26 protein-coding genes, 1 tRNA gene and 1 pseudogene are annotated in these 24,766 nt (G+C 71.2%); 20 read left to right on the top strand and 8 right to left on the bottom strand.

What is annotated here, in order from left to right:
* Positions 1 to 96 precede the first annotated feature (96 nt).
* Positions 97 to 1,500: a DUF2079 domain-containing protein gene (locus tag O3Q52_RS20835; RefSeq protein WP_269650294.1), complete on the top strand. Its 1,404-nt coding sequence runs from the start codon at positions 97 to 99 to the stop codon at positions 1,498 to 1,500.
* 26 nt (positions 1,501 to 1,526) lie between these two features.
* Here the strand turns inward: O3Q52_RS20835 and O3Q52_RS20830 are convergent, their stop codons facing one another.
* Entirely contained in the window at positions 1,527 to 1,985 is a 459-nt protein-coding gene (locus O3Q52_RS20830) for a PaaI family thioesterase (RefSeq protein WP_269650291.1), read from the bottom strand.
* A gap of 66 nt (positions 1,986 to 2,051) precedes the next feature.
* Between O3Q52_RS20830 and O3Q52_RS20825 the strand changes: the two genes are divergently transcribed.
* Positions 2,052 to 2,507, top strand: a complete 456-nt coding sequence (locus O3Q52_RS20825; protein ID WP_269650290.1) for a MarR family winged helix-turn-helix transcriptional regulator — start codon at positions 2,052 to 2,054, stop codon at positions 2,505 to 2,507.
* Between the two features lie 14 nt (positions 2,508 to 2,521).
* On the opposite strand, the pseudogene O3Q52_RS20820 reads toward O3Q52_RS20825, so the two are convergent.
* The 4 genes and pseudogenes from O3Q52_RS20820 to O3Q52_RS20805 all read right to left on the bottom strand — a co-directional run bounded on the left by O3Q52_RS20820 (position 2,522) and on the right by O3Q52_RS20805 (position 8,914).
* Positions 2,522 to 4,459 (bottom strand): annotated as a pseudogene (locus O3Q52_RS20820) (copper resistance CopC/CopD family protein).
* A gap of 222 nt (positions 4,460 to 4,681) precedes the next feature.
* Positions 4,682 to 5,557: an SDR family NAD(P)-dependent oxidoreductase gene (locus O3Q52_RS20815; protein WP_269650289.1), complete on the bottom strand. Its 876-nt coding sequence runs from the start codon at positions 5,555 to 5,557 to the stop codon at positions 4,682 to 4,684.
* On the bottom strand, positions 5,554 to 6,033 hold the full coding sequence (locus O3Q52_RS20810) for a cupin domain-containing protein (RefSeq protein WP_269650293.1): 480 nt from the start codon (positions 6,031 to 6,033) through the stop codon (positions 5,554 to 5,556). The genes O3Q52_RS20815 and O3Q52_RS20810 overlap by 4 nt, the downstream gene beginning before the upstream one ends.
* Before the next feature lie 112 nt (positions 6,034 to 6,145).
* Complete coding sequence (locus O3Q52_RS20805) at positions 6,146 to 8,914, bottom strand: GNAT family N-acetyltransferase (protein WP_269650288.1); 2,769 nt, start codon at positions 8,912 to 8,914, stop codon at positions 6,146 to 6,148.
* A 78-nt stretch (positions 8,915 to 8,992) separates the two neighbouring features.
* Here O3Q52_RS20805 and O3Q52_RS20800 point away from each other — a divergent pair, with 78 nt between their 5' ends.
* The 5 genes from O3Q52_RS20800 (at position 8,993) to O3Q52_RS20780 (ending at position 12,099) form a co-directional block, all read left to right on the top strand.
* Complete coding sequence (locus O3Q52_RS20800; RefSeq protein ID WP_269650287.1) at positions 8,993 to 9,721, top strand: siderophore-interacting protein; 729 nt, start codon at positions 8,993 to 8,995, stop codon at positions 9,719 to 9,721.
* A gap of 64 nt (positions 9,722 to 9,785) precedes the next feature.
* Positions 9,786 to 10,379, top strand: a complete 594-nt coding sequence (locus O3Q52_RS20795; protein WP_269650286.1) for an HhH-GPD-type base excision DNA repair protein — start codon at positions 9,786 to 9,788, stop codon at positions 10,377 to 10,379.
* 125 nt (positions 10,380 to 10,504) lie between these two features.
* On the top strand, positions 10,505 to 11,209 hold the full coding sequence (locus O3Q52_RS20790; protein ID WP_269650285.1) for an HdeD family acid-resistance protein: 705 nt from the start codon (positions 10,505 to 10,507) through the stop codon (positions 11,207 to 11,209).
* Positions 11,210 to 11,525: 316 nt separating this feature from the next.
* The gene (locus O3Q52_RS20785) at positions 11,526 to 11,891 is read left to right on the top strand and encodes a hypothetical protein (RefSeq protein WP_269650284.1); all 366 of its coding nucleotides are present in this window, start codon (positions 11,526 to 11,528) and stop codon (positions 11,889 to 11,891) included.
* Positions 11,892 to 11,943: 52 nt separating this feature from the next.
* A complete protein-coding gene (locus O3Q52_RS20780) occupies positions 11,944 to 12,099 on the top strand; it encodes a hypothetical protein (RefSeq protein WP_269650283.1) in 156 nt (51 codons plus the stop codon).
* Between the two features lie 76 nt (positions 12,100 to 12,175).
* On the opposite strand, the gene O3Q52_RS20775 is transcribed toward O3Q52_RS20780, so the two are convergent.
* The gene (locus tag O3Q52_RS20775) at positions 12,176 to 13,792 is read right to left on the bottom strand and encodes a helicase HerA-like domain-containing protein (RefSeq protein WP_269650282.1); all 1,617 of its coding nucleotides are present in this window, start codon (positions 13,790 to 13,792) and stop codon (positions 12,176 to 12,178) included.
* A gap of 173 nt (positions 13,793 to 13,965) precedes the next feature.
* On the opposite strand from O3Q52_RS20775, the gene O3Q52_RS20770 reads away from it, so the two are divergent.
* Together O3Q52_RS20770 and O3Q52_RS20765 are read left to right on the top strand one after the other, a co-directional pair.
* On the top strand, positions 13,966 to 14,262 hold the full coding sequence (locus O3Q52_RS20770) for a type II toxin-antitoxin system VapB family antitoxin (protein WP_003999914.1): 297 nt from the start codon (positions 13,966 to 13,968) through the stop codon (positions 14,260 to 14,262).
* Between the two features lie 273 nt (positions 14,263 to 14,535).
* Positions 14,536 to 15,177, top strand: a complete 642-nt coding sequence (locus O3Q52_RS20765) for a LytR C-terminal domain-containing protein (RefSeq protein WP_269650281.1) — start codon at positions 14,536 to 14,538, stop codon at positions 15,175 to 15,177.
* Positions 15,178 to 15,239: 62 nt separating this feature from the next.
* Here the strand turns inward: O3Q52_RS20765 and upp are convergent, their stop codons facing one another.
* Complete coding sequence (upp, locus tag O3Q52_RS20760; protein ID WP_143643421.1) at positions 15,240 to 15,875, bottom strand: uracil phosphoribosyltransferase; 636 nt, start codon at positions 15,873 to 15,875, stop codon at positions 15,240 to 15,242.
* Between the two features lie 142 nt (positions 15,876 to 16,017).
* On the opposite strand from upp, the gene O3Q52_RS20755 reads away from it, so the two are divergent.
* The 9 genes from O3Q52_RS20755 to O3Q52_RS20715 all read left to right on the top strand — a co-directional run bounded on the left by O3Q52_RS20755 (position 16,018) and on the right by O3Q52_RS20715 (position 21,524).
* On the top strand, positions 16,018 to 16,209 hold the full coding sequence (locus tag O3Q52_RS20755) for a hypothetical protein (protein ID WP_269650280.1): 192 nt from the start codon (positions 16,018 to 16,020) through the stop codon (positions 16,207 to 16,209).
* A gap of 370 nt (positions 16,210 to 16,579) precedes the next feature.
* Positions 16,580 to 17,134, top strand: coding sequence for a hypothetical protein (locus tag O3Q52_RS20750; protein WP_269650292.1), 555 nt, complete (start codon positions 16,580 to 16,582; stop codon positions 17,132 to 17,134).
* 56 nt (positions 17,135 to 17,190) lie between these two features.
* On the top strand, positions 17,191 to 17,622 hold the full coding sequence (gene tadA, locus O3Q52_RS20745) for a tRNA adenosine(34) deaminase TadA (RefSeq protein ID WP_269650279.1): 432 nt from the start codon (positions 17,191 to 17,193) through the stop codon (positions 17,620 to 17,622).
* A gap of 80 nt (positions 17,623 to 17,702) precedes the next feature.
* Positions 17,703 to 17,787, top strand: a tRNA-Ser gene (locus O3Q52_RS20740).
* A 179-nt stretch (positions 17,788 to 17,966) separates the two neighbouring features.
* Positions 17,967 to 18,146 (top strand): hypothetical protein, encoded by a 180-nt coding sequence (locus O3Q52_RS20735; RefSeq protein WP_055618264.1) that lies wholly within the window; start codon positions 17,967 to 17,969, stop codon positions 18,144 to 18,146.
* A gap of 8 nt (positions 18,147 to 18,154) precedes the next feature.
* The gene (locus O3Q52_RS20730) at positions 18,155 to 18,448 is read left to right on the top strand and encodes a Dabb family protein (RefSeq protein WP_269650278.1); all 294 of its coding nucleotides are present in this window, start codon (positions 18,155 to 18,157) and stop codon (positions 18,446 to 18,448) included.
* A gap of 193 nt (positions 18,449 to 18,641) precedes the next feature.
* The gene (locus tag O3Q52_RS20725) at positions 18,642 to 19,544 is read left to right on the top strand and encodes an RNA polymerase sigma factor SigF (protein WP_269650277.1); all 903 of its coding nucleotides are present in this window, start codon (positions 18,642 to 18,644) and stop codon (positions 19,542 to 19,544) included.
* Positions 19,545 to 19,788: 244 nt separating this feature from the next.
* Positions 19,789 to 20,688, top strand: a complete 900-nt coding sequence (locus O3Q52_RS20720; RefSeq protein WP_269650276.1) for an RNA polymerase sigma factor SigF — start codon at positions 19,789 to 19,791, stop codon at positions 20,686 to 20,688.
* Between the two features lie 50 nt (positions 20,689 to 20,738).
* Positions 20,739 to 21,524, top strand: coding sequence for a hypothetical protein (locus tag O3Q52_RS20715; protein WP_269650275.1), 786 nt, complete (start codon positions 20,739 to 20,741; stop codon positions 21,522 to 21,524).
* Positions 21,525 to 21,581: 57 nt separating this feature from the next.
* Here the strand turns inward: O3Q52_RS20715 and O3Q52_RS20710 are convergent, their stop codons facing one another.
* Complete coding sequence (locus O3Q52_RS20710; protein ID WP_055618259.1) at positions 21,582 to 21,773, bottom strand: hypothetical protein; 192 nt, start codon at positions 21,771 to 21,773, stop codon at positions 21,582 to 21,584.
* 647 nt (positions 21,774 to 22,420) lie between these two features.
* Here O3Q52_RS20710 and O3Q52_RS20705 point away from each other — a divergent pair.
* Positions 22,421 to 22,918, top strand: a complete 498-nt coding sequence (locus tag O3Q52_RS20705) for a MarR family winged helix-turn-helix transcriptional regulator (RefSeq protein ID WP_269650274.1) — start codon at positions 22,421 to 22,423, stop codon at positions 22,916 to 22,918.
* 23 nt (positions 22,919 to 22,941) lie between these two features.
* Positions 22,942 to 24,766: MDR family MFS transporter (locus O3Q52_RS20700; protein WP_269650273.1), on the top strand; the 1,825-nt coding region annotated here is incomplete at its 3' end.

The following is a 24,766-nucleotide window of genomic DNA, read 5'->3' as shown; positions in this document are numbered from 1 at the left end:
GCACCCATACGAATACCGGTCCAGGTACCGCCACGGACACCGATACGGACAGCGGTACAAGCGCCGCAGCCGATACGGGCCTCACCCGGGTCCGCGATACCCGGGCCGGTCGCGCTCCCCCCGCGTGACCGGCGCCCCCGCCGCCCCGGCCGACCAGGGCGGCTCGACCCGTATCTCCTCGCGGTCGCCCTCTTCGCCGCCTACACGGCTCTCTCCCTCGCCCGCTACCGGCATCTGGCCACCCGTTCCTGGGACCTCGGCATCTTCGAGCAGGCCGTCCGCGCGTACGCGCACCTCCAGGCGCCCGTCGTCGATCTGAAGGGGCCCGGGGCCAATGTCCTGGGCGACCACTTCAGCCCGGTCACCGCTCTCCTCGCCCCCGTCTACCGGGTCTTCCCCTCCCCCGTCACCCTGCTCGTCGCGCAGGCCGCGCTGTTCGCACTGTCGGCCGTACCGGTGACCCGTGCGGCCGCCCGGCTGCTCGGGCGTCCACGCGGGCTCGCTCTTGGCATCGCGTACGGCCTGTCCTGGGGCATCCAGCGTGCCGTCGACTTCGACTTCCACGAGATCTGCTTCGCCGTGCCCCTGATCGCCTTCAGCCTGGAGGCGATCCTGGCCCGGCGGTGGCGCGCGGCGCTGCTGTGGGCGCTGCCGCTGGTGCTGGTCAAGGAGGACCTCGGGGTGACGGTGGCGGCCATCGCCCTCGTCGTCGCCCTGCGATGCCGCCGCGACTCCCGGCGCACGATCCTGTACGCCCTCGCCGTGGCGGCCCTGGGCATCGCCGCCACCCTGGTCGCACTCGTCGTCGTCATCCCCGCCTTCAACACGACCGGCGGCTACGACTACTGGGCCAAGGTCGACGGCGGCTCGACCCTCCTCGACGGTGCGGGCGAGAAACTCCGCACCCTCGCCTGGCTGTTGGTTCCGACCACCGGGCTGCTGGCGCTGCGCTCCACGCTGTCCGCCGTCGCGCTGCCCACGCTCGGATGGCGGTTCCTCTCCTCCGACGACCACTACTGGGGGACCGACTGGCACTACAGCGCGGTCCTGATGCCCGTCGTCGCGCTCGCCCTCGTCGACGCCCTCGCCGGTGCCCGGTACAGCCCGCGGCCCTGGCTGCGTACGTACGCGCACCATCTGCCGACGGCCGTCGCCGCGGCCGCGCTGTCGCTCACGACCACGCTCCCGATGGCCGTGCTGACCGAGCCCGCCGCCTACCGCAAGCCCGCCCGGGTCACCGCGGTGGAGCGTCTCCTGGACCGGATCCCGGACGGCGCGACCGTCGAGGCCGACATCCGCCCCAGCAGCCGCCTCACCTCACGCTGCCGTGTCCTGTGGGTGGGCGACACCCGCGGAATCACCCCCGACTACATCGCCCTGCAGAATCCCCGCGACCGGATCCGCGACATCGAGGCCCGCGCGCGGCAGCTCCACCCCCGCGCCGACTACTCGCTCGTCGGCACCGTCGAGGGGTACGTCGTCCTCAAGCTCGACCCCTGATCGCGCCTTCCCCCGATTCCCCCGGCCTACGACTCCTGCGACTCCTGCGACTCCTGCGACTCCTCCGGGGAGCCCAGCACCGCGATCGTGCCCTGTGCCACGGCACACAGGCTCTCGGCGCCCTCGTCGTCCACGGTGGACAGGTCGCAGCGGCAGACGACGCGGGTGCGGCCGGCCCGGACGACCTGCGCGCGGGCCCGCAGCAGTACGCCCTCGGCCGGGCGCAGATAGTCGATGGTGAAGCCGGCGGTGATCAGCCGGGAGTGGGTCGCTGCGCCCGCGGCGAAGGTCAGCGCGTTGTCCGCCGCGTAACCCAGCACACCGCCGTGCAGGAAGCCGTACTGCTGACGCAGGTCGTCGCGGATGTCCAGCTCAAGCGTCGCCTCACCGTCCCCGAAGGACACCAGGCGGGCACCGACCAGGTTGCTGAAGGGCTGGGCCGCCAGCACCTTCTGGGCGGCCGCCAGATCCGGGATATCGCTCACACCGCACCTCACTTCACCAGTGAAGTGAGAATCTCGCGCACCCGCCGGATCTGTCAAGATCGCCCCATGTCCGAGACCGGCCCCGACCCCGGGGACACCCCCGAGCCCGACCCGCGCCTCTTCTTCCATCTCCAGCGCGCGGCCCACCAGTTGCGTACGACCGCGGACCGGCGCTGTCTGGCCGCCGCCGGGATCACCACGGCGCAGCTCGGCGCACTGTTCGCCGTGCGCGAGCAACCCGGCGTCACCCAGCGGGAGCTGGCCCGCACCCTGGGGCTGCGCGAGTCCGCCGTCACCGCGCTCGTCACCCGGCTCACCACGGCCGGTCTCGTCACCAAGCAGGCGCACCCGCGCGAACACCGGGCCGTGACACTGGAGTTGACGTCCGAGGGCGCCGGTGCCCTGCGCGCCGCCCAGCCCGAGATCGACCGTTTCAACGGCGAGGTGCGGGATCTCCTCGGCGACGACGAGTTCGTACGTACCGCCGTGGCCCTCCGCCGACTCGCGCACTGGGAGCCCTGACCGGGCGACCGGGGTCAGCGGAGGATCTTCACCCGGCGGGTCTCCGACACCTGGTCGATGTCCGACGTGCGGATGGTGACCTTCATCGTCCGGGTGCCCGGGATGGGGAGGTTGAGGGACGAGGTGCCCCAGAAGCCGCCCTTGTCGGTGAGCCCGGCGTCGATGGGGCCGATCTTCTGGGAGGCGAGGGTGAAGGAGAGGCGGATCTCGGGGACCGTGGCGATGCCTCCGTCGGGGCCGATGACGACCGCCTCGACCGTGTTCTCGCCGACGCGGCCCGGTTCCAGGACGATCTGGACCTTGCCGTCGCCGCCCGGGGTACCGACGTCGAAGGGGATCAGAGTCGTCGACGCGGTCCGCTGACCGGCCGCCGCGGTCTCCTCGGCCGCCGCCGTCTCGATCTCGGCGCGCCCCGGCTGCGTACCGGTGAGAACCGTCGTGATGACCAGGACGACCACACCCACGACGACCTCGGCCAGGACCGAGCGGCGCAGGGCGCCTCGGCGGGCGCCGGGCACAGGGGTCGGCCCGGACTCGCTCTCGGGCTTCTCGTCGGACCCGTCTCCGGACGCGGCCGACGTGGACCCCCCGGCGTCCCCACTCGAACCACCCGCCCCGGGGCCGGAGTCGGCGCCCCCGCCCGCACGCGCCCCCACCGTCTCCAGCACCGGGACCCGCAAGGGCTCCTCCGCGTCCGTCAGGCGGCCCGTCCAGCGGCGCGAGAAGCCCGCCGCCGCCAGCAGCAGGACCACCGCGCACACCTTGGCGACGAGGATCCGGCCGTACGACGCGTCGAACACCGCGTCCCACGAGCCGAGCCCCCGCCAGGACTGGTAGACGCCGGTCACCACGAGGACGGTGACCGAGGCGAACGCGAGGCGCGAGAAGAGGGCCACGGAGGCCGCCGAGAGCAGCGCCTCCGAGCGGTGGAGCGTGGTGAGGAGCGCCGCGAGACCGCCCAGCCAGACCGCCATCGCCAGCAGGTGCAGTACGGAGGAGGTCATCGCCAGGGGCACCTGGATCCCGGCGGACGCGTGCTCGGCGGCCGCCCAGGTGCCCGCCGGACCGACGGCGAGAAGCCCACCGACCGCGAGCACGACCGGCTTCGGCCGCTCCCGGTCTTCCCGGTCTTCCCGGTCTTCCCGGTCCTCTTGTCCCGCCGAGACCTCCGGACCCTCCGTCTCCGCCGACGCGCCCCGACCGAGCCGTACGAGGAAGACCGCCGCCCCAGCAAGGAGCGCGAGCCGGGCCAGCAGGGCCCAACCAGGCCTGCTGGTCAGGGTGTTCTCGATGAGTTCGGAGTCGAGGAGGGTGGAGGGGCCGGTGCCGCGCTCGTACGGGCCGCGGAACAGCAGGAGCGCGGCCGTCGTGGCGACGAGGACCCACCAGCCGGCCCGGACGAGTCCGCGCAGCGGCTCGACGGAGCGCGGGCGGCAGACCAGGACGAAGGTGGCCGCGCCGATGAGCAGGGCGACGGCGGCGTACGCGGCGTAGCGGGCGATGTCGTAGAGCGCGCCCGAGGCGGGGTTCACGGCCGGCTCGGCGGAGACGGACGCCGTGGTCTAGGACGGTTTGCCGATGGAGAAGGTGAAGGCGCCGGAGATGGGGTGGCTGTCCGCCGAGACCACCCGCCAGGCCACGGTGTGCGTGCCGTCGGCCAGGCCGTCGTCGAGCGGCACCCGGACGCTGTCGGACCGGCCGGACGCGTGTTCGGTGTCGCCCGCGTTCACCCGGCGGTTCTCGGGGCTGAGGACGCGCAGCGAGTCGTCGGTGATGCCGACCGACTCGGTGAAGGTCATGGTGACCTGCTTCGGCGCGGACTTGAGGACGGTTCCCTCGCCGGGGGTCGTCTCGCGCACGGCCGAGTGGGCGGACGCCGGGCCCGCGCCGCCCAGCAGGAACAGCGTGCCCAGCAGGACGACGAGGGCGACTGCCCGGCGTGGCGCCGACACCCGTACTACCCGTAGCACTCGGTGTATGCGGCGCGCTCGGCCCACGTCGCCTCTCCCTACTGCTCGTCCTGCTCGTCCTGCTCGCACTGCACGTCCATGTACATCTGTGTCTGCGGCTGCGGCCTCGGTGGGAGTACGGATGTACGCGACACCTTGTTCAACACGGCCCGCGACCGCACCGGCCGACCGCGACCGCCTCGACACGGGCCCCGGAACCCGCGTTCACCAGGTCGGCCGCGCCGACACCCCGCCGTCCACGACCAGGTCGTGCCCGGTGATCCAGGAGGCCATCGGCGAGGCGAGGAACACACAGGCGTCGCCCACGTCCTCGGGATGCCCCAGCCTCCCGGTGGGCACTGCCTGTTGCCAGCGCCGTACGCCGTCGGGCCACGCCTCCGCGAGGCCCGCGCGGTCGATCAGCCCCGGGGAGACCGTGTTCACGCGGATTCCGTAGGGACCGTACTCCAGGGCCGCCGAGCGCGCGTGCGCGACGACGGCCGCCTTGGACGCGGAGTAGTGGGCGTGCAGGGGAGCGGGGTGTGTGGCCTCGATGGACGCGATGTGCGTGATGCTGCCCACAGGCCCGCCGGACGAGCCCCGCCGGACGCCCGGGTTGCTCCGGTCACTCCGATCACCCTGCCCCCTTCCGTCGCGCATGGCCTCCACCGCCGCCTGAGTACACGCGAACACACTCGACACGTTGGCGTCGACCACCGCCCGCCAGTCCCCCGCCGTCATCCCGGGCAGCTCCTGGACCGGCTGTACGCCCGCGTTGTTGACCAGGGCCGTCAGCCGGCCGCCGCACCGGTCGGCCGCCTCGCGCACCAGGCGGTGGCACTCGTCCTCGACGGTCAGGTCCGCACGCAGGGCGACCGCGCGTCCGCCCGAGTCCTCGATGAGGCCGACGACTTCACGGGCGGCCTCCGCGTTCGTACGGAAGTGGACGGCCACGGCCGCCCCCGCCTCGGCGAACCGCAGCGCGATGCCCCGGCCGATGCCGCCCGACGCTCCGGTGACGAGGGCGACCTGCCCGTCGAGAAGTCCACCGAGAAGTCCGCGGCGGTGTCCGTCGCGGTGTCCGTCGTCCGGGCCGCTCACGGGCGGCTCAGCGCGGCGATCCGCGCAGCCCGGTCCGGGTAGCGGGCGGTGAGTTCCGCCGCGTCCCCGTGCTCGTACCCCTCGTAGGTGAAACCGGGCGCCATCGTGCACCCGAAGAACGACCAGCCGGTGGCGGTCGCGACCCGCGCGCCCATCCAGGTGCGTGCGGGCACGGTGTACTGGAGGTGCTGACCGCGGAGGACGTCGGGGCCGAGCAGGACCGTACGGGACGTGCCGTCGGGGGACAGGAGCAGCATCTCCAGCGGATCCCCCAGATAGAAGTGCCAGGTCTCGGCGGCGGGGAGCCGGTGGAGCGCGGAGAAGTCATCGGGTTCCGCGGTCAGGAGGACCACTATCGCGGACCCCTCGGGGCGGCCGTCGGGCCGTTCGGGGCCCGCCCAGGTACGGGCGAACAGACCGCCCTCCTTGGGGATGGGCTCCAGCTTGTAGTGGGCGACCAGGGCTTCGGGAGTGATGTCATGGACCACCTACCGACCATGCCCCAAAGGGAGTTGTCGATGCGCCAACCGGATCGCGACGCGCGGAACACCGGGCGGCGCACCGAGGCGGTCGTCGCCCTCCGAGCCCCTAGAAACCCGCGGCTTCCCTTGTCAGGAACGCCAGTTGGGCCTTCTTCGCCGGCAGGTACACCTCCGGCAGGTCTGTCTCCGGGAGCACGACCGGCGGTCCGAGCACGAATCCCTGGCGGGTCAGGCGGGTGATCGCCTTCTCGTTGCGGGGGTCGGGTTCGACCACGACCCGGCGCCGGTCGAGGACGCGCAGCACATACACGGTGAACGCGGTCAGCAGCGCCGAGCTGTACCCCGGCCGCTCGTCGCCCTCGCCGGCGGGCGCGATCAGCAGGTGGACGCCGATGTCGCCCGGCTCCACCTCGTAGCACTCACTGACCCGGTCGGCCGCGGGCTCGTACGTCTGGAAGAGCGCGGCCGGCCTGCCGTCCAGGACGGCCAGGTAGGCGTGGTGGGTGTCGAGGGAGTCGAGATGCCGGTACGTCTCCAGCACCTGCTCCCTGCCGAAGCCGCCCATGCCCCAGAACCGGGCACGCTCGGCCGTCACCCAGGCATGGAGCACGTCCAGGTCGGCGTCCGGGTCCACGCGCAGGACGCGGACCGTGCCGAGACCGTCGACGACCTGCTCGTGGACGGCCTCACGGCTCGCGGCGTACGGCTCGGGCGTCATCGTTCTGTCCTCCATGAGCTCGGTCCAGTCGGTCACGACGGGGACGAGATCTCCCCTGACCCACAAGGGGAGTTGATCGCGGTGGTGCGGTGAGTCCGGGACGCCCGAGGCACCGAACGGCACCACCCAGAGGCTGTTCTCGCGCCGCGCGACATCCCACACATAGCGGGCGGCGGGACCGCGAGCGGCCCGGTCGGTGAGCCCCGGCACCGCCGAGGTGCACAGCACGCAGTCGTGGTCGCCGGAGAGTCCGGGTTCATTCTCGTCGTACGAGGCATCCGGCAGCGCCCGCCAGGGAGCGAGGCGGTGGGTGTCGCCCCAGGTGCCCCTCGGCGGGTCTCCGGCCACCTCCTCGACGGCGGCCCTGACGACCTCGGCACGGTCGATCCCGTACAGCTCCTCGGCCCTGAGCAGGTTTTCGAGGGCGAAGGCCACGCGCGGGACGAGTGCGAGCCAGGGGCGGAAGACCTCGGGGTGGAGCGGGGGTTCGGTAAGGGGGGCCAGGGCGGGGTGGGCCGCGAGGCGGCGTACGACCGCGCCCCGGACCGCCGCGTAGGTGGCCGCCTCCGTACTGTCGGCTGCCATGTGGCGGTCCCAGTGGAGGAGCCGGTCACGCAGGGCGGCGGCCTCGGGGGTGAGGCCGTCGAGGGCGGCGAGGTGGTCCAACAGCGGGGCGGCGGAGGCGAGATGGGTGTCCATGTGGAGGGCGGCCATGTCGGCGGCGGACCAGTCCCGTCGGGTGCCCAGGAGTGCGCGCAGCCGGGTGGCCCGGTGGGGCGGGGCGAACTCGACGCCGAGCGGAGTTGCCGGACCCCTCTGGTTCGCCATGACCGCGATGCCGTCGTCGACCGTGCCGCGCGGCATGGGGGCGTACCAGCCGCGCCACTCGTGCCCGGGCTCCCAGGCGTTGACGATCCGCGTGCGGTTGTCCTCGCTCCGGACCGGGACCCTGCCCGCGACCCGGTGCAGGAGGCCGCCCTCGGTGTCGGCGGCCTGGACGACGTTGACGGGTTCGGCCCAGTCGTCGAACGCGCGGTCCACGTCGGCGACCCGGCGGGCGCGAAGGAGAGGGAGGAGGGAGGAGAAGCCGAGGTCTTCGGTGACGCGGGGCGGGTGGCGGAGGCTGAGGGGAGCGGTCGAGGCGTCGCCGCCGCGGTCCCGGCCGCTGCCACCGTCCGTGTCGTCGCCGCCGTCGCTGTCTCCGTACGGGTCGGTGCCGCCGTTGATGACCACCGGGCCGCGGTCGGTCTCGATCACCTCCACCTCGACAGGGTCGCCGTCGGCCACCTCGATGATCTCGGTGTGCCGGGAGGCGGGGTGCCATGCCCCGTCCGGGCCGAGGGCCTCCACCCGGTCGGCGGCTCCGACACCCTCGCCGCGGCCGATTCGCCGGATCCGCTCGCGGTACAGGTCCTGGTAGTCGGCCATGGCGTTGGTGATCGCCCAGGCGACCGTGCCCGTGTGGCCGAAGTGGGCGATGCCAGGGACACCCGGTACGGCGAGGCCGACGACGTCGAACTCCGGGCAGGACAGGCGGATCTGCTGGTAGACGCCGGGGGCCTCGATGTAGCGGTGGGGGTCGCCCGCGACGACCGGCCCGCCGGTGGCGGTGCGCTCGCCGGTGACGAGCCAGCCGTTGCTGCCGGAGGTGCCGGGCCCGTCGGTGGCGAACAGACCGACCGCGTCCGGACCGAGATGGCGTACGACCTCCTCGCGCCAGAGCTTGGCCGGGAACCCGGCGAAGAGGATGTGCGTCGCGAGCCAGACGCCGAGCGGGGTCCAGGGTTCCCAGCGGCAGGTGGCGAGACCGACGGTCGCGAACTCGGGGGCGCGGCGGGCGCCTTCGGGCAGGCCCTGGTTGACCCCGTCGACGTACGCCCGGACCCAGGCGGCCGTCTCGGGGTCCCGTCTCTCCAGTGCGGTGAAGCAGCGTCTCGCCGTGTCGTCGAGACGGGCCTGTCTCGCGAACCGGTCCCAGCCGAGAGCGTCGGCGCCGAGGAACGCGGCCGAGGTGCCGCGCGCCCGGTGCCGTTCGACCTCCAGTTGCCAGGCACGGTCGTGGGCGGTGGCCAGGCCCTGGGCGTGGGCGAGTTCACGCGCGTCGCCCGCGCGCAGATGTGGGACACCCCAGGCATCACGGTAGATCTCGACAGTCACCCTGCGTCTCCCATGTGGATTAGGTTAGGCTCGCCTAAGTAAGGCGCGCCGGAATCGTACGCGAAGGGTGAAGACGTCATGGGGCAGGGTCACGGCTGGGAGGGCGCGGTCCTCAAACTGTTCCGGGGCAAGGACTTCGTGTTCACGGTCACGGGAGCCGAGGACGTCACCGAGCACTACCGCCGGGTGCGCCTCGACGACGGCGGCATGCTCGCGGCGACCGGGGTGCACCCGACGATGTGGGTGCGGCTGTGGTTCGACAACGCGGGCAAGCCGCACCAGCGGGCGTACACACTCGTGGATCCGGATCCGGACGCGGGAACCTTCAGCCTGGAGTTCGCGCTGCACGAGGGGTGCGCGAGCGACTGGGCGCGGGCCGCGAAGCCGGGGGACACGATCGAGGCGACGGTCCAGGGCACGGGGTTCACCGACCCGGACCCGGCGCCCTCCCACGTCCTGGCGATCGGGGACACGGCCTCCCTCCCCGCGCTCAACTCCCTTCTCGGGGCGGTGGGTTCGGCGCCCACGACGATCTGGTTCGAGTCGGCGGAGGGCCTGGACGGCCTGCCCCTCCAGGCGGACCCGGACCGCCACGACGTCCGTACGGTCCCCCGGCTCGACAAGGGCGCGCACCTGGTGGCCCAGGTGAAGGCGGCCGTGCCGGACCTTCTGAAGGACGCGGCCGACCCGTACGTCTGGATCGCCTGCGACACGGCGACGACGCGGGCGCTGGCCGCCTACTTCCGCAAGGAGCTGGCACTGCCCAAACAGCGGGTGAACGCGCTGGGGTACTGGCGCGCGGCCTGAGCGGCCACTTGGGACCCCCTCGCGATGACGCGCGGCCCGGGCGCTCACTTGCGATGATCGGAGCATGGACGCCACGCTTCATCTAGCCCAGCAGCCCGAGGCCGACGAACTGCTCGGCCGCAGCCCGCTCGCCGCGCTCGTCGGCATGCTCCTCGACCAGCAGGTTCCGATGGAGTGGGCCTTCGCGGGCCCGTACACGATCGCGCAGCGCCTCGGCACGGACGATCTCGACGCGCACGAGATCGCGGCACACGACCCCGAGGCCTTCGGGGCACTGCTGTCCGAGAAGCCGGCCGTGCACCGCTACCCGGGCTCGATGGCGAAGCGGATCCAGCAGCTGTGCCAGTACCTCGTGGAGCACTACGAAGGGGACGCGGCGAAGGTCTGGGAGGGCGTGAAGACCGGCGAGGAACTCCTCCGCCGTCTCAAGGAGCTGCCCGGCTTCGGTGCCCAGAAGGCGCAGATCTTCCTCGCCCTGCTGGGCAAGCAGCTCGGCGTACGCCCGAAGGGCTGGCGCGAGGCGGCCGGTGCGTACGGGGAGGACAAGTCCTTCCGCTCGGTGGCCGACATCACGGGGCCGGAATCGCTGGTGAAGGTACGGGCGCACAAGCAGGAGATGAAGGCGGCGGCGAAGGCGGCGAAGGCCGCCGGCAAGTGAGGGCCTGCGGCGAGTAGGAGACCCGCGGCGCGTGGGAGGGGACTGCGAGGGGGGCTGCGGGGGAGGAGTCAGTCGGTCGGCCGTCCCGGGTGGCGGGGTGCCGACGGCCGGTCCGAGCATGGAGCATGGCCGAGGTACCGAGCGGAGCGCCCTGGGGGTCGGACGACGACCGGCGGGTCCATGCGGCCCGCGACCCGCACCGGCCGGAGAGGCCCGGCGGACCCGGAGGGCTCGGTGGCTCCGGAGGACTCGGTGGTCCCGGCGGACCTGAGAATCCGCTCTTCCGCCTCACGCGCACCGCCTGGCAGGCCGTACTGGCCGCCGGGGTCGCGACACTGGTGCTCGGCGTCATGATCCTGGTGTGGCCGGAGGCGACGCTGTTCGCGGCGGGGGTGCTCTTCGGGCTCTACCTGCTCCTCAGCGGCGTACTCCAACTGGTCTCCGCCTTCGGTACGCACGCGGCGACCTCCCTGCGGGTCATGGCCTTCATCAGCGGAGCCCTGTCGATCCTGCTCGGCCTGTTCTGCTTCCGCGGGGCGATGCAGTCGATCCTGCTGCTCGCCCTGTGGATCGGCATCGGCTGGCTCTTCCGGGGCGTGACACAGACCCTGGCCGCCGTGTCCGACCCGTCCGTCCCCGCCCGCGGCTGGCAGATCCTCCTCGGCGTCCTCAGCCTCCTCGCTGGTGTCGTCCTGATCGTCTCCCCCTTCGAGTCGGTCGCCGTCCTCACGGTGGTCTGCGGCTGCTGGCTCCTGGCCCTCGGCATCACGGAGATCATCACGGCGGTGCAGCTGCGCAGGCGGGCACGGTTCGCTCCGCGGGCGCTTTGAGGTGGGGCTGGGTGGTGGTCGAGTGCGGGCCCGGTGGGGGCTGGTCGCGCGGTTCCCCGCGCCCCTGAAGCGGGGCTGCGCCCCTGGCTTTCGTCTTCAAGGGGCGCGGGGAACCGCGCGCTCAGCCCAGACGAACCCGCACCCACACACCACACCGAACCCCCACCCACCCCAGGGGCCCGGGGAACTGCGCGACAAGCCCCCACTCGCCCGCACCCGAAAACGCAGCCCGCCGCAGGCGACGGCGTACGCCAAGAGGGCGGTTCTCGGGACCCGGCCGATGAACCACCCACCCGTCCCGGGGACATGACCACTCATGAGCCCCGACCGGTTCACCCCACGGCGCGAGCGCCGGAACCGTCGGCCCACCTGGCCACGGTTCCTCATGGCGCTCGCGGCCGTGCTGTGCGCGACGTGCACGGTGAGCGCCGTGGGCGGCCACGCAGGAACCCGCACCGCACCACCGGCCGCCGTCTCCACCGAGTCCGGCCTGGAACACCCCCACGACCTCCTGGACACGGCCCTACGCCCACCGGCCCGCCAGAGCCACCGCCCCCTGGTACCCCAGCGCCCCACACGCCCACCCGCCCCCGCACACCCGCGCCCGAGGCCACACGCCCACCCCGTACCCCCGTACGCCCCCACTCCGCGCGCCCAGCGCTGCATGGTCCTCCGCTGCTGACGGTCCCGCTCCGGGCCGCTCCCCCTCCCCCCAGCAGCACGAGAGGACCCCCATGTCGAAGGACCCGTACGCGATCCTGCGTGCCCTCGTACGCGCCGAATCCCTCCGCAACGCCCCGAAGCCGACGCCGACGCGTGACACCCACCAGGTCACCCCGGAACCCGCGCCGGAACAGCAGTCCCCGCCGAAGGACCACAAGCGCGACTGAGCCGCCCGCCCGGCGGAGGCGGACCTGTACCGCCTCCGCCGGGCCGAACCGGACCGGACCGGACCCCCGGCGCCGACTACCGCCTGCGCCGGGCCGTTCCGAAGATCGACCGGGTGATCTCGCGACCGATCTGCGTACCCAGGCTCCGCGCCAGGGACTTGAAGACACCGCTGCCGACGACCTGCTCGACGACGGAGGAGTCCTGGCCGTCGGCCTTTTGACCACGGCCGCGCGACGAAGCCGACTCCGCGGGGGCCGAGGGCGCCGCGGGCGCCGGGGAGGACGCGGCCTCCGCCTCCCTCGCCGTCAGCTTCTCGTACGCCGACTCCCGGTCGACCGCCTCCGCGTAACGCCCGTACAGCGGCGACTGCTCGACCGCCCGGTCGAGGACGGCCGGATCGACGGGACCCATCAGGGACTCCGGCGCCCGCAGCCGGGTCGCCGCGACCGGCGTCGGCGCGCCCTTCTCGCTGAGGACGGTGACCACGGCCTCGCCGGTCCCGAGCACGGTGAGGACCTCCTCCAGGTCGTACGGGGAGTTGGGGAAGGTCTTCACGGTCGACCCGAGGGCCTTCTGGTCGTCGGGGGTGAAGGCGCGCAGCGCGTGCTGCACCCGGTTGCCGAGCTGGGCGAGGACATCCCCGGGCACGTCCTTGGGCGTCTGCGTGACGAAGAAGACGCCGACACCTTTCGAGCGAATCAGCCGGACGGTCTGGGTGACGGCGTCCAGGAAGGCCTTCGACACGTCGTTGAAGAGCAGGTGCGCCTCGTCGAAGAAGAAGACGAGCTTCGGCTTCTCCACGTCACCGACCTCCGGCAGATCGTGGAAGAGGTCGGCGAGCAGCCACATCAGGAACGTGGAGAAGAGCTGCGGCTTGTCCTGCACGGCGGGCAGCTCCAGGACGGAGACCGTGCCCCGCCCGTCCCCCGACACGCGGGACAGCTCGCTCGTGTCGAACTCCGGCTCCCCGAAGAACGGGCTCATCCCCTGCGCCTCGAACGCCGTCAGCGAGCGCAGGATCACCCCGGCCGTGGCCGTGGAGAGCCCGCCGATGCCCTTGAGCTCGGACTTCCCCTCGTCGGAGGTCAGGAAGGTCACCACGGCCCGCAGGTCCAACAGGTCGACCAGCTCCAGACCCTTCTGGTCGGCGTAGTGGAAGATCAGGCCGAGCGACTGCTCCTGGGTCTGGTTGAGCTGAAGCACCTTGGACAGCAGGACCGGCCCGAAGCTGGTGACGGTCGCGCGTACGGGGATGCCGTGCCCCATGCCCCCGAGGGCGTAGAACTCGCAGGGGAACCCGGCCGGCGTCCACTCCTGCCGGACCTCCCCGGCCCGTGCCCGCACCTTGTCGTTCTCCTGCCCCGGCGCCGAGATCCCGGAGACGTCACCCTTCACATCGGCGAGGAACACCGGCACGCCCTGCGCGGACAGCTGCTCCGCGATGAGCTGCAGGGTCTTCGTCTTACCCGTACCGGTGGCCCCGGCGACCAGCCCGTGCCGGTTGAGCATCGGCAGCGGGATCCGGATCTGTACGTCCGGCAGGCACCGCCCGTCCCACAACAGGGCGCCCAGATCGAGCGCGGGGCCCGCGAAGGCGTACCCGGAGGCGATTTCGAGGACCGGCCGGGGAAGCGCGGGAGCACCGCTCACGCCTTGGGGTGCCTTTGCCGGCGGCGCTTCACTGTCAGTCATTTCAGACCCCTGTTCCCGGTTTGCCCAAGGCTGTCCGCGGCCCGCATCCGAACCGATCTTGAAAGGGTGATCCAGGAGAATTACCGGTTTGCCCCTATTTACAGCATCATTTCCAGCGTCGCACTCCGCCACCATGGCTGCGCCCGGAAGCTCTTGACCGGTAGGCTTTCCGTGTGATCTTCAAGCGCATCGGAAACGGCCGGCCGTACCCCGACCACGGCCGGGAAAGCACCCGGCAGTGGGCGGACGTCGCGCCACGCCCGGTCCGCCTCGACCAGTTGGTGACGACCAAGGGCCAGCTCGACCTGGAAACCCTGCTCGCCGAGGACTCCACGTTCTACGGCGACCTCTTCGCCCACGTCGTGAAGTGGCAGGGCGACCTCTACCTCGAAGACGGCCTCCACCGCGCCGTCCGAGCCGCCCTCCAACAACGCCAGGTCCTCCACGCCCGAGTCCTGGAACTGGACTGAGCGGGACTTTGTAGCCCGGTTCGGCAGAGGCGCCCCTCCAGGGGCGCGGGGAACTGCGCGCCCAGCCACGGACGGCCCGCGGCCGACGCGCGGCACAACCCCCCACCCACCCAGGGGCGCGGGGAACTGCGCGACAAGCCCCACCGGCCCGCAGCCAAAAAACGCGCCCCCACGGAGCGACCCGCGGAGCGAATTGGCCCTTTCGGGTTGGACTGACCCCCGGTCAATGATCATCTAGTAGGCATCGCCGCCAAGGCGCACTACGCTGCGCCCATGAGCATGCTGACTCCCCCTGGCATGGGCGGCCAGTACAAAATCACGGGGGACAAGTACCCGCGGATGCGCAGAAACCGAGGGCGCCGCAGAATCGCGCTCGCGGTAGTCGCCTCCGTCGCCGCGCTCGGACTGATCGGCTGGGGAACGCTGCAGCTCATCGACGTCTTCACAGGCGGCGGCGACGAGGCTTCCGCGGCAGGACCGGCCGCCGACTGCACGGCATCCCCCTCGCCCTCCGCAAGCCCGGTCAAGGCCCTCCCCGAGCCCGCCCAGATCACCGTGAACGTCTTCAACGCCACCCCCCGAGGCGGCCTCGCCAAGGACACCGCCGACGAGCTGAAGAAACGCGGCTTCAAGATCGGCGACGTCGGCAACGCGACGAAGACGTACGACAAGAAGGTCAAGGGCGCCGGGATAGTCCTCGGTGCCGAGGCGGCCTCCGACGCAGCGCTCCCCGTCCTCGCGACGCAGCTCGCCGGCGCCGAGCTGAAGACCGACACCCGCGCGAAGCCCGCGGAGGTCGACCTGATCCTCGGCACGGCCTTCAAGTCCCTGACGAAGAAAGAGGACGCCGACAAGGCCCTGACCACGTTGGCCAAGCCCGCACCGACGCCCTCGGCGACGAAGAAGAGCTGCTAGCGGGCCCCGTACGGACCCGCGCACTGCACGAGCGCGGGCCCGTACCGGCTGCCCGCTGCCGTCTATTCGGCCGCGCCGTACATCCGGTCGCCCGCGTCGCCCAGGCCCGGGACGATGTAGCCGTGCTCGTTCAGGCGCTCGTCGACCGACGCGGTCACGACCGTGACGGGCGTGCCCGCGAGCTCGCGCTCCATGACCTCGACGCCCTCGGGGGCGGCGAGGAGGACCACGGCCGTCACATCGTCGGCGCCGCGCTTCATGAGCTCCTGGATCGCCGCGACGAGCGTGCCGCCGGTGGCGAGCATCGGGTCGAGGACGTACACCTGACGGCCGGAGAGGTCGTCCGGCATGCGGGTCGCGTACGTGGACGCCTGGAGCGTCTCCTCGTCGCGCACCATGCCCAGGAAGCCCACCTCGGCGGTCGGCAGCAGGCGCACCATGCCGTCGAGCATGCCGAGGCCGGCCCGCAGGATCGGTACGACGAGGGGGCGCGGGTGGGACAGCTTGACGCCCGTGGTCGGGGACACCGGGGTCACGATGTCGACCTGCTCGGTGCGCACGTCCCGGGTGGCCTCGTAGGCGAGCAGGGTGACCAGCTCGTCGGCGAGCCGCCGGAAGGTCGGGGAATCGGTGCGACGGTCGCGCAGCGTGGTGAGCTTGTGAGCGACCAGAGGGTGGTCGACGACGTGGAGACGCATGCCCAAAGGGTATCCGGGCTCCCGCCGCCCGCCCCCGGCCCGCCACCGACTCGTCCCACACCTCGCCCCGCCGTTAAACCCTGGCTGGCATCAAACCGCCCGTCGGAGGGAAAGTGGGAAGGACCGACTGGGGGTGTTGCCCATGTCCGACCCGGAGCAGCGGAGCCGTGAGGAACGCGAGGACCCGGTGAGCGAGGCCGCGCGACGCAGGCGCCGCGCCCAGTTCCTGCGGGAACTCACGGAGGCGCGCGAGCTGCGCGACCGGGTGCAGCCCCGGCGGGCCAAGACGGCCCGGCTGCGCCACGCCATGCGTATGCGCACATTCCGCTGGTAGGCCGCCGGTGGTCCCGCCCGCGCAGGTCCCGCCGCGGCACAGGCAGACCGCCCGCCCGCGAGGTCGGCGCCGCGCGACCCACCCGACGATCTCTCGGGAAGCCGCGTACGGGGCGGAGGTCGTGTCGGCGTACGATCCCGCTGTCGGTGGGTGCTGGGCGCCCAGGTGAGGCCGTACGGCGGCGTGACGCACGCGACACGCGAACGGGCGCTGAGACGCGACCGGGACACAGCGAGCCGAAGACCTCTCCTGAACGCTCCGTTTCTGCCACGATTCCGAGTGGGCGGGGCTCGGCACACGCACTCCCCGCCCACAGCCTCCGCCGGGGGGACCCCCAACCGGCACGTCTATGACCAGTGGGAGAGTCACGGTGTACTTCGCCGCACTGCTCGCGCGCACCGAAGACGGGTGGGAAGCGAGCGACACAGAGCTCGACGATGTGGAGACCCTGTCGGATCTGAGCGACCTGGCCCGCGAAGCCTCGGTCGACGACGACACGGTGCTCGTCTACATCGAGCAGGAGGACGCGTGGTTCGGAGTCGTCCGCGTGGACGGCGAGGAGGACCCTCGTATCTACGTCTCGGACGCAGCGGCCGCTGCCCGCAGTTCGTACGGCGAGATCCTCCTCACCGACGAACTGCTCGGAAGGGATCCCGGCGACGACGACGTCGCCGACCTGGACTCCCTCGACCTCGACGGTACGGAGGACGGTGAACCCGAGAACGAGGCCGACGACGACGATGAGGACGACGTCGGCGTCACCGCCAAGGGTGAGACCGTGCCGTCCGGACCCATCGGAGACCGCGAGGTCCTCACGGACCTCGGCGTGAACGAGAAGGAGCTGCTGGCCCTGGACAGCACGGACGCGCTCGGTGAGATCGCCGAGCGGCTCGGCGCGGCGGAGGTCCTGGAGACCGTCCGCTGACTCCCCCGAGCGCTCAGGAGGAACAGGACCCCGTACGCGACCGCTGGCGGGCGGCGATGCGGCTCGCCCTGGACGAGGCCGGGTCGGCCGTCCGGGGCGGGGACGTCCCCGTCGGTGCCGTCGTGCTGTCCCCGGACGGCACGACGGTCCTCGCCACCGGCCACAACGAACGTGAGGCGACCGGCGATCCGACCGCCCACGCCGAGGTGCTCGCCATCCGGCGGGCCGCCGCGAAGCTCGGAGAATGGCGGCTCGGCGGCTGCACGCTCGTCGTGACCCTCGAACCCTGCACGATGTGCGCGGGCGCGATCGTGCAGTCCCGCGTGGACCGCGTGGTCTACGGCGCCCGCGACGAGAAGGCGGGCGCGGCCGGCTCCCTCTGGGACGTCGTACGCGACCGACGGCTCAACCACCGGCCCGAAGTGATCGCCGGCGTACTCGACGAGGAGTGCGCCCGGCTGCTCACCGACTTCTTCCGCGACCGCTGATCCGGCCGTCGGCGCAACTGCCCGGTCGGGGCCGAATACCGATTTCGGAGCACGGCCCAACGTGGGCTAGGATCTCTCTCGGTAGCGTGTCCGAGCGGCCGAAGGAGCTCGCCTCGAAAGCGAGTGTGGCGCAAGTCACCGAGGGTTCAAATCCCTCCGCTACCGCTTCTGAAGGGTCCCGTCGAAAGACGGGGCCCTTCGTGCGTTCCGAACTCGGCACAACACTCGGCACGACGTGAAAGATCGTCATATCAACTGTCCGGGTTACACTCACCGCCGGCAACAGGGGTCCCAACAGGCGCAGCCGACAAGACAGCAGGCAGCAGGCACACGGGGAGGCCGCGATGGCGGTGAATTCGAAGAAGATCGCCGTCTACGTGCTCATCGTGTTCGCGCTGTACGTGATCATCACCGACCCCGCCAAGGCCGCCGACTACGTCCAGATAGGGTTCGAGGGCATTTCGAATGCCGCTCAGGCCGTCGGGGACTTCATGACGTGGATCGCCGACGGGGCCAAGAACTAGGAGTCCCCGTGATCCGCCATCTGGTCCTCTTCAAGCTCAACGAGGGTGTGGAGCGCGACGACCCGCGCGTCGTCGAGGGCGTCGCCGCCTTCCGCGCCCTCGGCGGACAGATCCCCGAACTGAAGTTCTGGGAGTGCGAGTGGAACATCACCGACCGGCCCATCGCGTACGACTTCGCGATCAACTCGGCGGTCGAGGACACGGACGCGCTCAAGCGGTACGTCGAGCACCCCGCGCACCAGGCGGGCGTCGCACTGTGGCGTGAGTTCGCCACGTGGGTGATCGCCGACTACGAGTTCTGAAGCGCGCCCGGCGCACGCCCCCGGCCCCTCGCCTGAACGGCGGGGGGCCGTTTCGCGTCTCCGGCCCCGCTCGGGAACCCGCCAGGAACCCTCCCCGGGCCCCAACTGACGCTCAACACGGAGTTATGCGGTGCTTGCACACAGTGCACATGTCTTGTGATGCTATGACCGCTTTTGACGGATGAGTTGACGGATGTTGACCGACCCAGAGGTGGAGTTGACCGTGCCGGCCAGTACTGCGCCTCAAGCACCGCCCCATGAGCCCCCGGCTCCACCCTCGGCCCCAGCCCAGGAGCGCCTTCCCGACACCCCCGAGGAAGGCCCGCAGCGCCGCCGCGGGGCCGATACCCGGGCCCTCACCCAGGTCCTCTTCGGCGAGCTCAAGCACCTTGAACCCGGAAGCCCCGACCACGGCCGGGTGCGGGCCGCTCTGATCGAGGCGAACCTCCCGCTGGTGCGGTACGCCGCCGCCCGGTTCCGGTCGCGCAACGAGCCCATGGAGGACGTCGTCCAGGTCGGCACCATCGGCCTGATCAACGCCATCGACCGCTTCGACCCCGACCGGGGCGTGCAGTTCCCGACCTTCGCGATGCCCACGGTGGTCGGCGAGATCAAGCGGTACTTCCGGGACAACGTCCGCACGGTCCACGTACCGCGCCGGCTGCACGAGCTGTGGGTCCAGGTGAACAGCGCGACCGAGGACCTCACGACGGCCTTCGGGCGCACGCCCACGACCGGTGAGATCGCCGAGCGGCTGCGGATCACCGAGGACGAGGTCCTGGCCTGCATCGAGGCCGGACGCTCGTACCACGCGACCTCGCTGGAGGCCGCCCAGGAGGGCGACGGGCTGCCGGGGCTCCTGGACCGGCTCGGCTACGAGGACCCCGCGCTCGACGGGGTCGAACACCGAGACCTCGTACGGCACCTGCTCGTCCAGCTTCCCGAGCGGGAGCAGCGGATCCTTCTCCTGCGCTACTACAGCAATCTGACGCAGTCACAGATCAGCGCCGAACTGGGCGTTTCGCAGATGCATGTGTCAAGACTGCTCGCCCGCAGCTTCGCCAGACTGCGATCCGCAAACAGGATCGAGGCGTAACCCTAAAGAGCGAATCACCTCCAAGGCCTTTTCACGACATTTCTGCGCCCAAAAAGCGTCAGACCCCCTTTTTCCAGGGCCTATTCACCCCTCCTGTGTCGACATGTCACTACAGCGTGTTGCCGACATGTGACATTCTTCCGGTGACGCGTTTGCCGCAGCCCCACCTCCGGTATTCAGGTGGAGGCTGCGTTCCTTCGACGGGAGCGTCCGCCGCGACCGTCCGCGACCCAAAGGGGGTGGCATGTCCGCAGACCAGGGCAGCTCGAAGGTGCTCACGCTCACGAAGAGCGAACCCGCGCCAGACGCGCTTCACAGTGTCGTTGCCGATGTTCCGGCCGTCCCGGCCGTGGAAGCCCCGGCCTTTCCCCCGACCTCGGAAGCCATCGACACCCGCACCCTGTCCCGCTCCCTGTTCCTGCGGCTCGCCGCACTCGACGAGAACAGCCCCGAGCGTGCCTACGTACGGGACACGCTCATCGAGCTCAACCTCCCGCTGGTGCGTTACGCGGCCGCGCGTTTCCGGTCACGCAACGAGCCGATGGAGGACATCGTCCAGGTCGGCACGATCGGCCTGATCAAGGCGATCGACCGCTTCGACTGCGAACGCGGGGTCGAGTTCCCGACGTTCGCGATGCCGACGGTCGTGGGCGAGATCAAGCGCTTCTTCCGGGACACCTCGTGGTCGGTGCGGGTGCCGCGCCGCCTCCAGGAGCTGCGACTGGCCCTCACCAAGGCCAGTGACGAGCTCTCCCAGAAGCTGGACCGCTCGCCGACCGTGGCCGAACTGGCCGTCGTCCTCGGCGTGTCCGAGGAGGACGTGGTCGACGGCCTCGCGGTCGGCAACGCGTACACGGCGTCGTCGCTCGACTCGCCGGCCCCCGAGGACGACGGCGGCGAGGGTTCCCTCGCGGACCGCCTCGGCTACGAGGACACGGCGCTGGAGGGCGTCGAGTACCGCGAGTCCCTGAAGCCCCTGCTCGCCAAACTCCCGCCCCGCGAGCGGCGGATCATCATGCTCCGCTTCTTCGCGAACATGACGCAGTCGCAGATCGGCGAGGAGGTCGGCATCTCACAGATGCACGTCTCCCGGCTGCTCACGCGGACGCTGTCGCAGCTGCGGGAAGGTCTGATCTCCGACTGAGATCCCGACCGAGGGTTTATAATTGACGACCCGTCAGCCACACTGGCGCGATGCGCCGACGGATGGGTCAGGAGTCGATTCGTGGTCGCCGGGGTGCCCTTGTGGGTGCCTCGGCGGCTGTCGTCTGTCTGGGTACGCTCCTCGCCGCCTGCGGGACCGGCGACGGCAATGAGGGTTACGTCGCCGTACAGCGCCCCGCGCCCTCCGGTGAGGCGGTGGCCCCCACCGGAGATGTGGAGTTGGTACCGCTGGAGGGAACCGGGGCGCCCGACGGGGCGACGGGCGGGGGCAGTTCGGTGCCGGCCGGGCCGGTATCCGGCTCTGGGTACGGGAGTTCGGGGTCTCCGGGCCGCCCCGGAGGCGGGAGCGGCCCGGCCGCGTCGGGATCCGACGGTGACGGTCGTACGACTCCGTCGACGGGCGGGAGCAACTCCGGCTCGGACTCCGGTTCCGCGAGCGGGAGTTCCGGCACCGGAGCGCCGAGCGGCGCGGATAGTCCCGCGAGCCCTACGAGTCCCGCGAAGCCCGGGCCCGCCGTGCTCGACATCGGCGACCCCGAGCGGGAGCCCGCCGACAAGCGCTGGTGCGAGAAGGTCACCGTCGGTTTCCACAACACCGGTGGCACCGCGGTGCGTTCGGGCACGGTGACCCTCGGGACGCACATCATCGGGGCGCTCGGGATCGACTGGGCGACCGTCGAGTCGGCCGAGAAGCTTCCCGCGCCGATCGCTCCGGGCGCACGGGAAGAGAAGACCTGGACGGTGTGCGTCGACGCGTGGCGCGTACCGCTGGGCATGCACGTCGAGACGCGGGACGTGTCCGTCCGGTTCGAGTAGGCGCAGGCGGGGGGGCGCCTTGCGGTGCCCCGGCCTACGTGAAGAGCTGCGCGAGTCCTACTTGAGCGCGAGCCAGGCGACGACGGCCACGACCGCGACGGCAACGATCACGCCGACGATCAGGCCGATGCGGGGGCCCGCGGGGGCCGCCTGCTGGCGGGTGCTCTGCGGGTCGTCGACGAACGCTCGGAACATCTGGGTGCTACCCGCGGGGTCGTAGTTGCCCTCGGGGCCCTGGGTGTTTGCCATGGGCCTGGACTCTAGGTGGCGCTTCAGGTGAACGTCCACCCGGGTGCCCCTTGGGGCGGCTCGGGTGGTGGGTGCGGGGTGGGGTGATTCGTTGACCGCGGGCCGCCGTGGTTGCTCGCGCAGTTCCCCGCGCCCCTGAAAACCCGTGGCCTGGGCCGGATCGCCACGTGCCGGCCCGTCTGGGTTGCTCGCGCAGTTCCCCGCGCCCCTAAAGACACCGGTGGCCGCGTCGGTTCGCCATGTACCGGCCCGCCGTGGTTGCTCGCGCAGTTCCCCGCGCCCCTGACGGGGCACCGGCCGGAGGGGACGTGGCGGGATGTGTGGTCGCAGCTTACGAGGACACTGGGTTGCGGTTGCCGGGTGGCGGCGGGCGGTTCGTCTTGCGCTGCGGGCGGACATTCCGACGCGTTCCCGCACCTGACAGACGAGCCGAAACCCCCACTCACCTCAGGGGCGCGGGGAACTGCGCGATCAGCCCCCACTCACCCGCAGCCGAACACCCGCCCACAAAAGCCACCCCACCTGCACGTTTACGTTTGGCAATACTTGCCTTTGCCAAGGTTTTAGGCCGACGCCCCCCACTTTCATTTGCCTGCAGCAACCAACAGTTCTTATGGTTGCCTGAAGCAACAAATCAGGGAGGTGCGATGGCTGCTCGGCGTCAGTACGAGGAGCTGGCCCGGCAACTCAGCGCCATCGGTGCTGTGAAGCGGGGCCTGGGCAGAGTCCTCCCGCACGAGTGCCCGGCAGGGTCCGCCGCCGTGCTCACCCTGCTCGACCGGCACGGCGAGATGCGGATGAGCCGGCTCGCGGAGCTGCTCGCCATCGACATGTCGGTGACGAGCCGCCACGTGGCACACGTGGCGGACCGCGGCTGGATCGACCGTTCCCCCGACCCCGCCGACAAACGCTCACGCATCCTGCGGCTCACCCCCGCGGGACGCGACATGCTCGCCGAACTCTCCGAGCGCTACATGAACGCGCTCGTCCACTACCTGGCGGACTGGTCGGACGACGAGGTCGACCGGCTCAACACCCTGCTCGCCCGCCTGCGCACCAGCTTCGGCGACTGCAGGCCCGTACCGGCGATACCCCCCGCCCCACCCTCACCCCTCGTCGAGCAGACCACCCGTACACCCGCATGACGCATCACAAGAAAAGGAAGCCCATGGCAACGACCACACCAGCCGGTGTGCGGGGCTCACACTCCCCCACTCTCGACTTCGCTCGAGCGGGGGGACCCCCATCTCACGGAGGCGTCGACGGCGCCCCGATGACGCACCGGCAGATCATGGAGGCCCTCTCCGGACTGCTGCTCGGCATGTTCGTCGCGATCCTGTCGTCGACGATCGTCACCAACGCCCTGCCCGAGATCATCGGCGACCTGGGCGGCGGCCAGTCCGCCTACACCTGGGTCGTCACCGCCGCGCTGCTGTCGATGACCGCCGCGACGCCCCTGTGGGGCAAGCTCGCCGACCTGTACAGCAAGAAGGCGCTCGTCCAGATAGCCCTCGTCATCTACGTCCTGGGATCGGCCGCCGCGGGCCTGTCGCAGAACCCCGGCATGCTGATCGCCTGCCGCGTGGTGCAGGGCATCGGCGTGGGCGGTCTGTCCGCCCTCGCGCAGATCGTGATGGCGGCGATGATCTCCCCGCGCGAGCGCGGCCGGTACTCCGGCTACCTCGGCGCCACGTTCGCAGTCGCGACCGTCGGCGGCCCGCTGCTCGGCGGTGTCATCACCGACACCAGCTGGCTCGGCTGGCGCTGGTGCTTCTACGTCGGTGTGCCGTTCGCGGTCATCGCGCTGATCGTGCTGCAGAAGACCCTGCACCTGCCCGTCGTGAAGCGGGACGTGAAGGTCGACTGGGGCGGCGCGTTCCTCATCTCCGCCGCGGTCTCGCTGCTGCTGGTCTGGGTCACCTTCGCGGGTGACAAGTACGAGTGGGTCTCGTGGCAGACGTACGCCATGGTCGGTGGCGCCGTCGCCCTGGGGCTGCTGTTCGTGCTCGTCGAGTCGAAGGCCAAGGAACCGATCATCCCGCTGCGGCTCTTCCGCAACCGGACCATCACCCTCTCCTCCGTCGCCTCGCTCTTCGTGGGTGTCGCGATGTTCTCCGGCACGGTCTTCTTCAGCCAGTACTTCCAGCTGGCGCGGGACAAGTCCCCGACCATGTCGGGTGTCATGACGATCCCCATGATCGGTGGCCTGTTCATCTCCTCCACCGTCTCCGGGCAGATCATCACCAAGACGGGCAAGTGGAAGGTCTGGCTGGTCAGCGGCGGTGTCCTGATCACCGCGGGGCTCGGCCTGCTGGGCACCATCCGGTACGACACGGACTACTGGCGGGTCGCCGTCTTCATGGCGCTGCTGGGTCTCGGCATCGGCATGATGATGCAGAACCTGGTCCTGTCCACGCAGAACCAGGTGGCGCCGGAGGACCTCGGCTCGGCCAGCTCCACGGTGACCTTCTTCCGCTCCCTCGGCGGCGCGATCGGCGTCTCCGCGCTGGGTGCGGTGATGGCCAACCGGATCACCGACTACGTCAAGGACGGCCTGACGGGGATCGACCCCAAGTACGCGGCCGCCGCGGGCGGTTCGAGCAACAGCAGCATCCCGGACATGGACGCGCTGCCGGCGCCGCTGCGCACGGTCATGGAGAGCGCGTACGGGCACGGCATCGCGGACGTCTTCCTGATCGCGGGCGCGATGGCACTGATCGCCTTCTTCGTCACGCTGTTCATCAAGGAGGTTCCGCTGCGTACGTCGGGTGCGCTGGCGCAGGCCGCCGAGGCCCAGCCGGACGTCACGGCCGTGGCCGAGGCCACCCCGGCGAGCGCCGCGGCCGTCTCGGCCGAAGCCGTCTCGACCGAGGCCGACGAGCGCGTCCCGAGCTGGGCCGTCGCGGACACCGGAACCGGCAACGGCAACGGCTCCGGTACCGAGGTCGGGGCCGCGGCCGCGGCCGGGCCCGAGGGCACCCAGCGGCTCGCGG

Source organism: Streptomyces sp. ActVer, from assembly GCF_027270795.1.
Taxonomy (GTDB): domain Bacteria; phylum Actinomycetota; class Actinomycetes; order Streptomycetales; family Streptomycetaceae; genus Streptomyces; species Streptomyces umbrinus_A.
The sequence above is the reverse complement of the archived record's forward strand: the minus strand, read 5'-3'. Positions and strand labels throughout refer to the sequence as shown.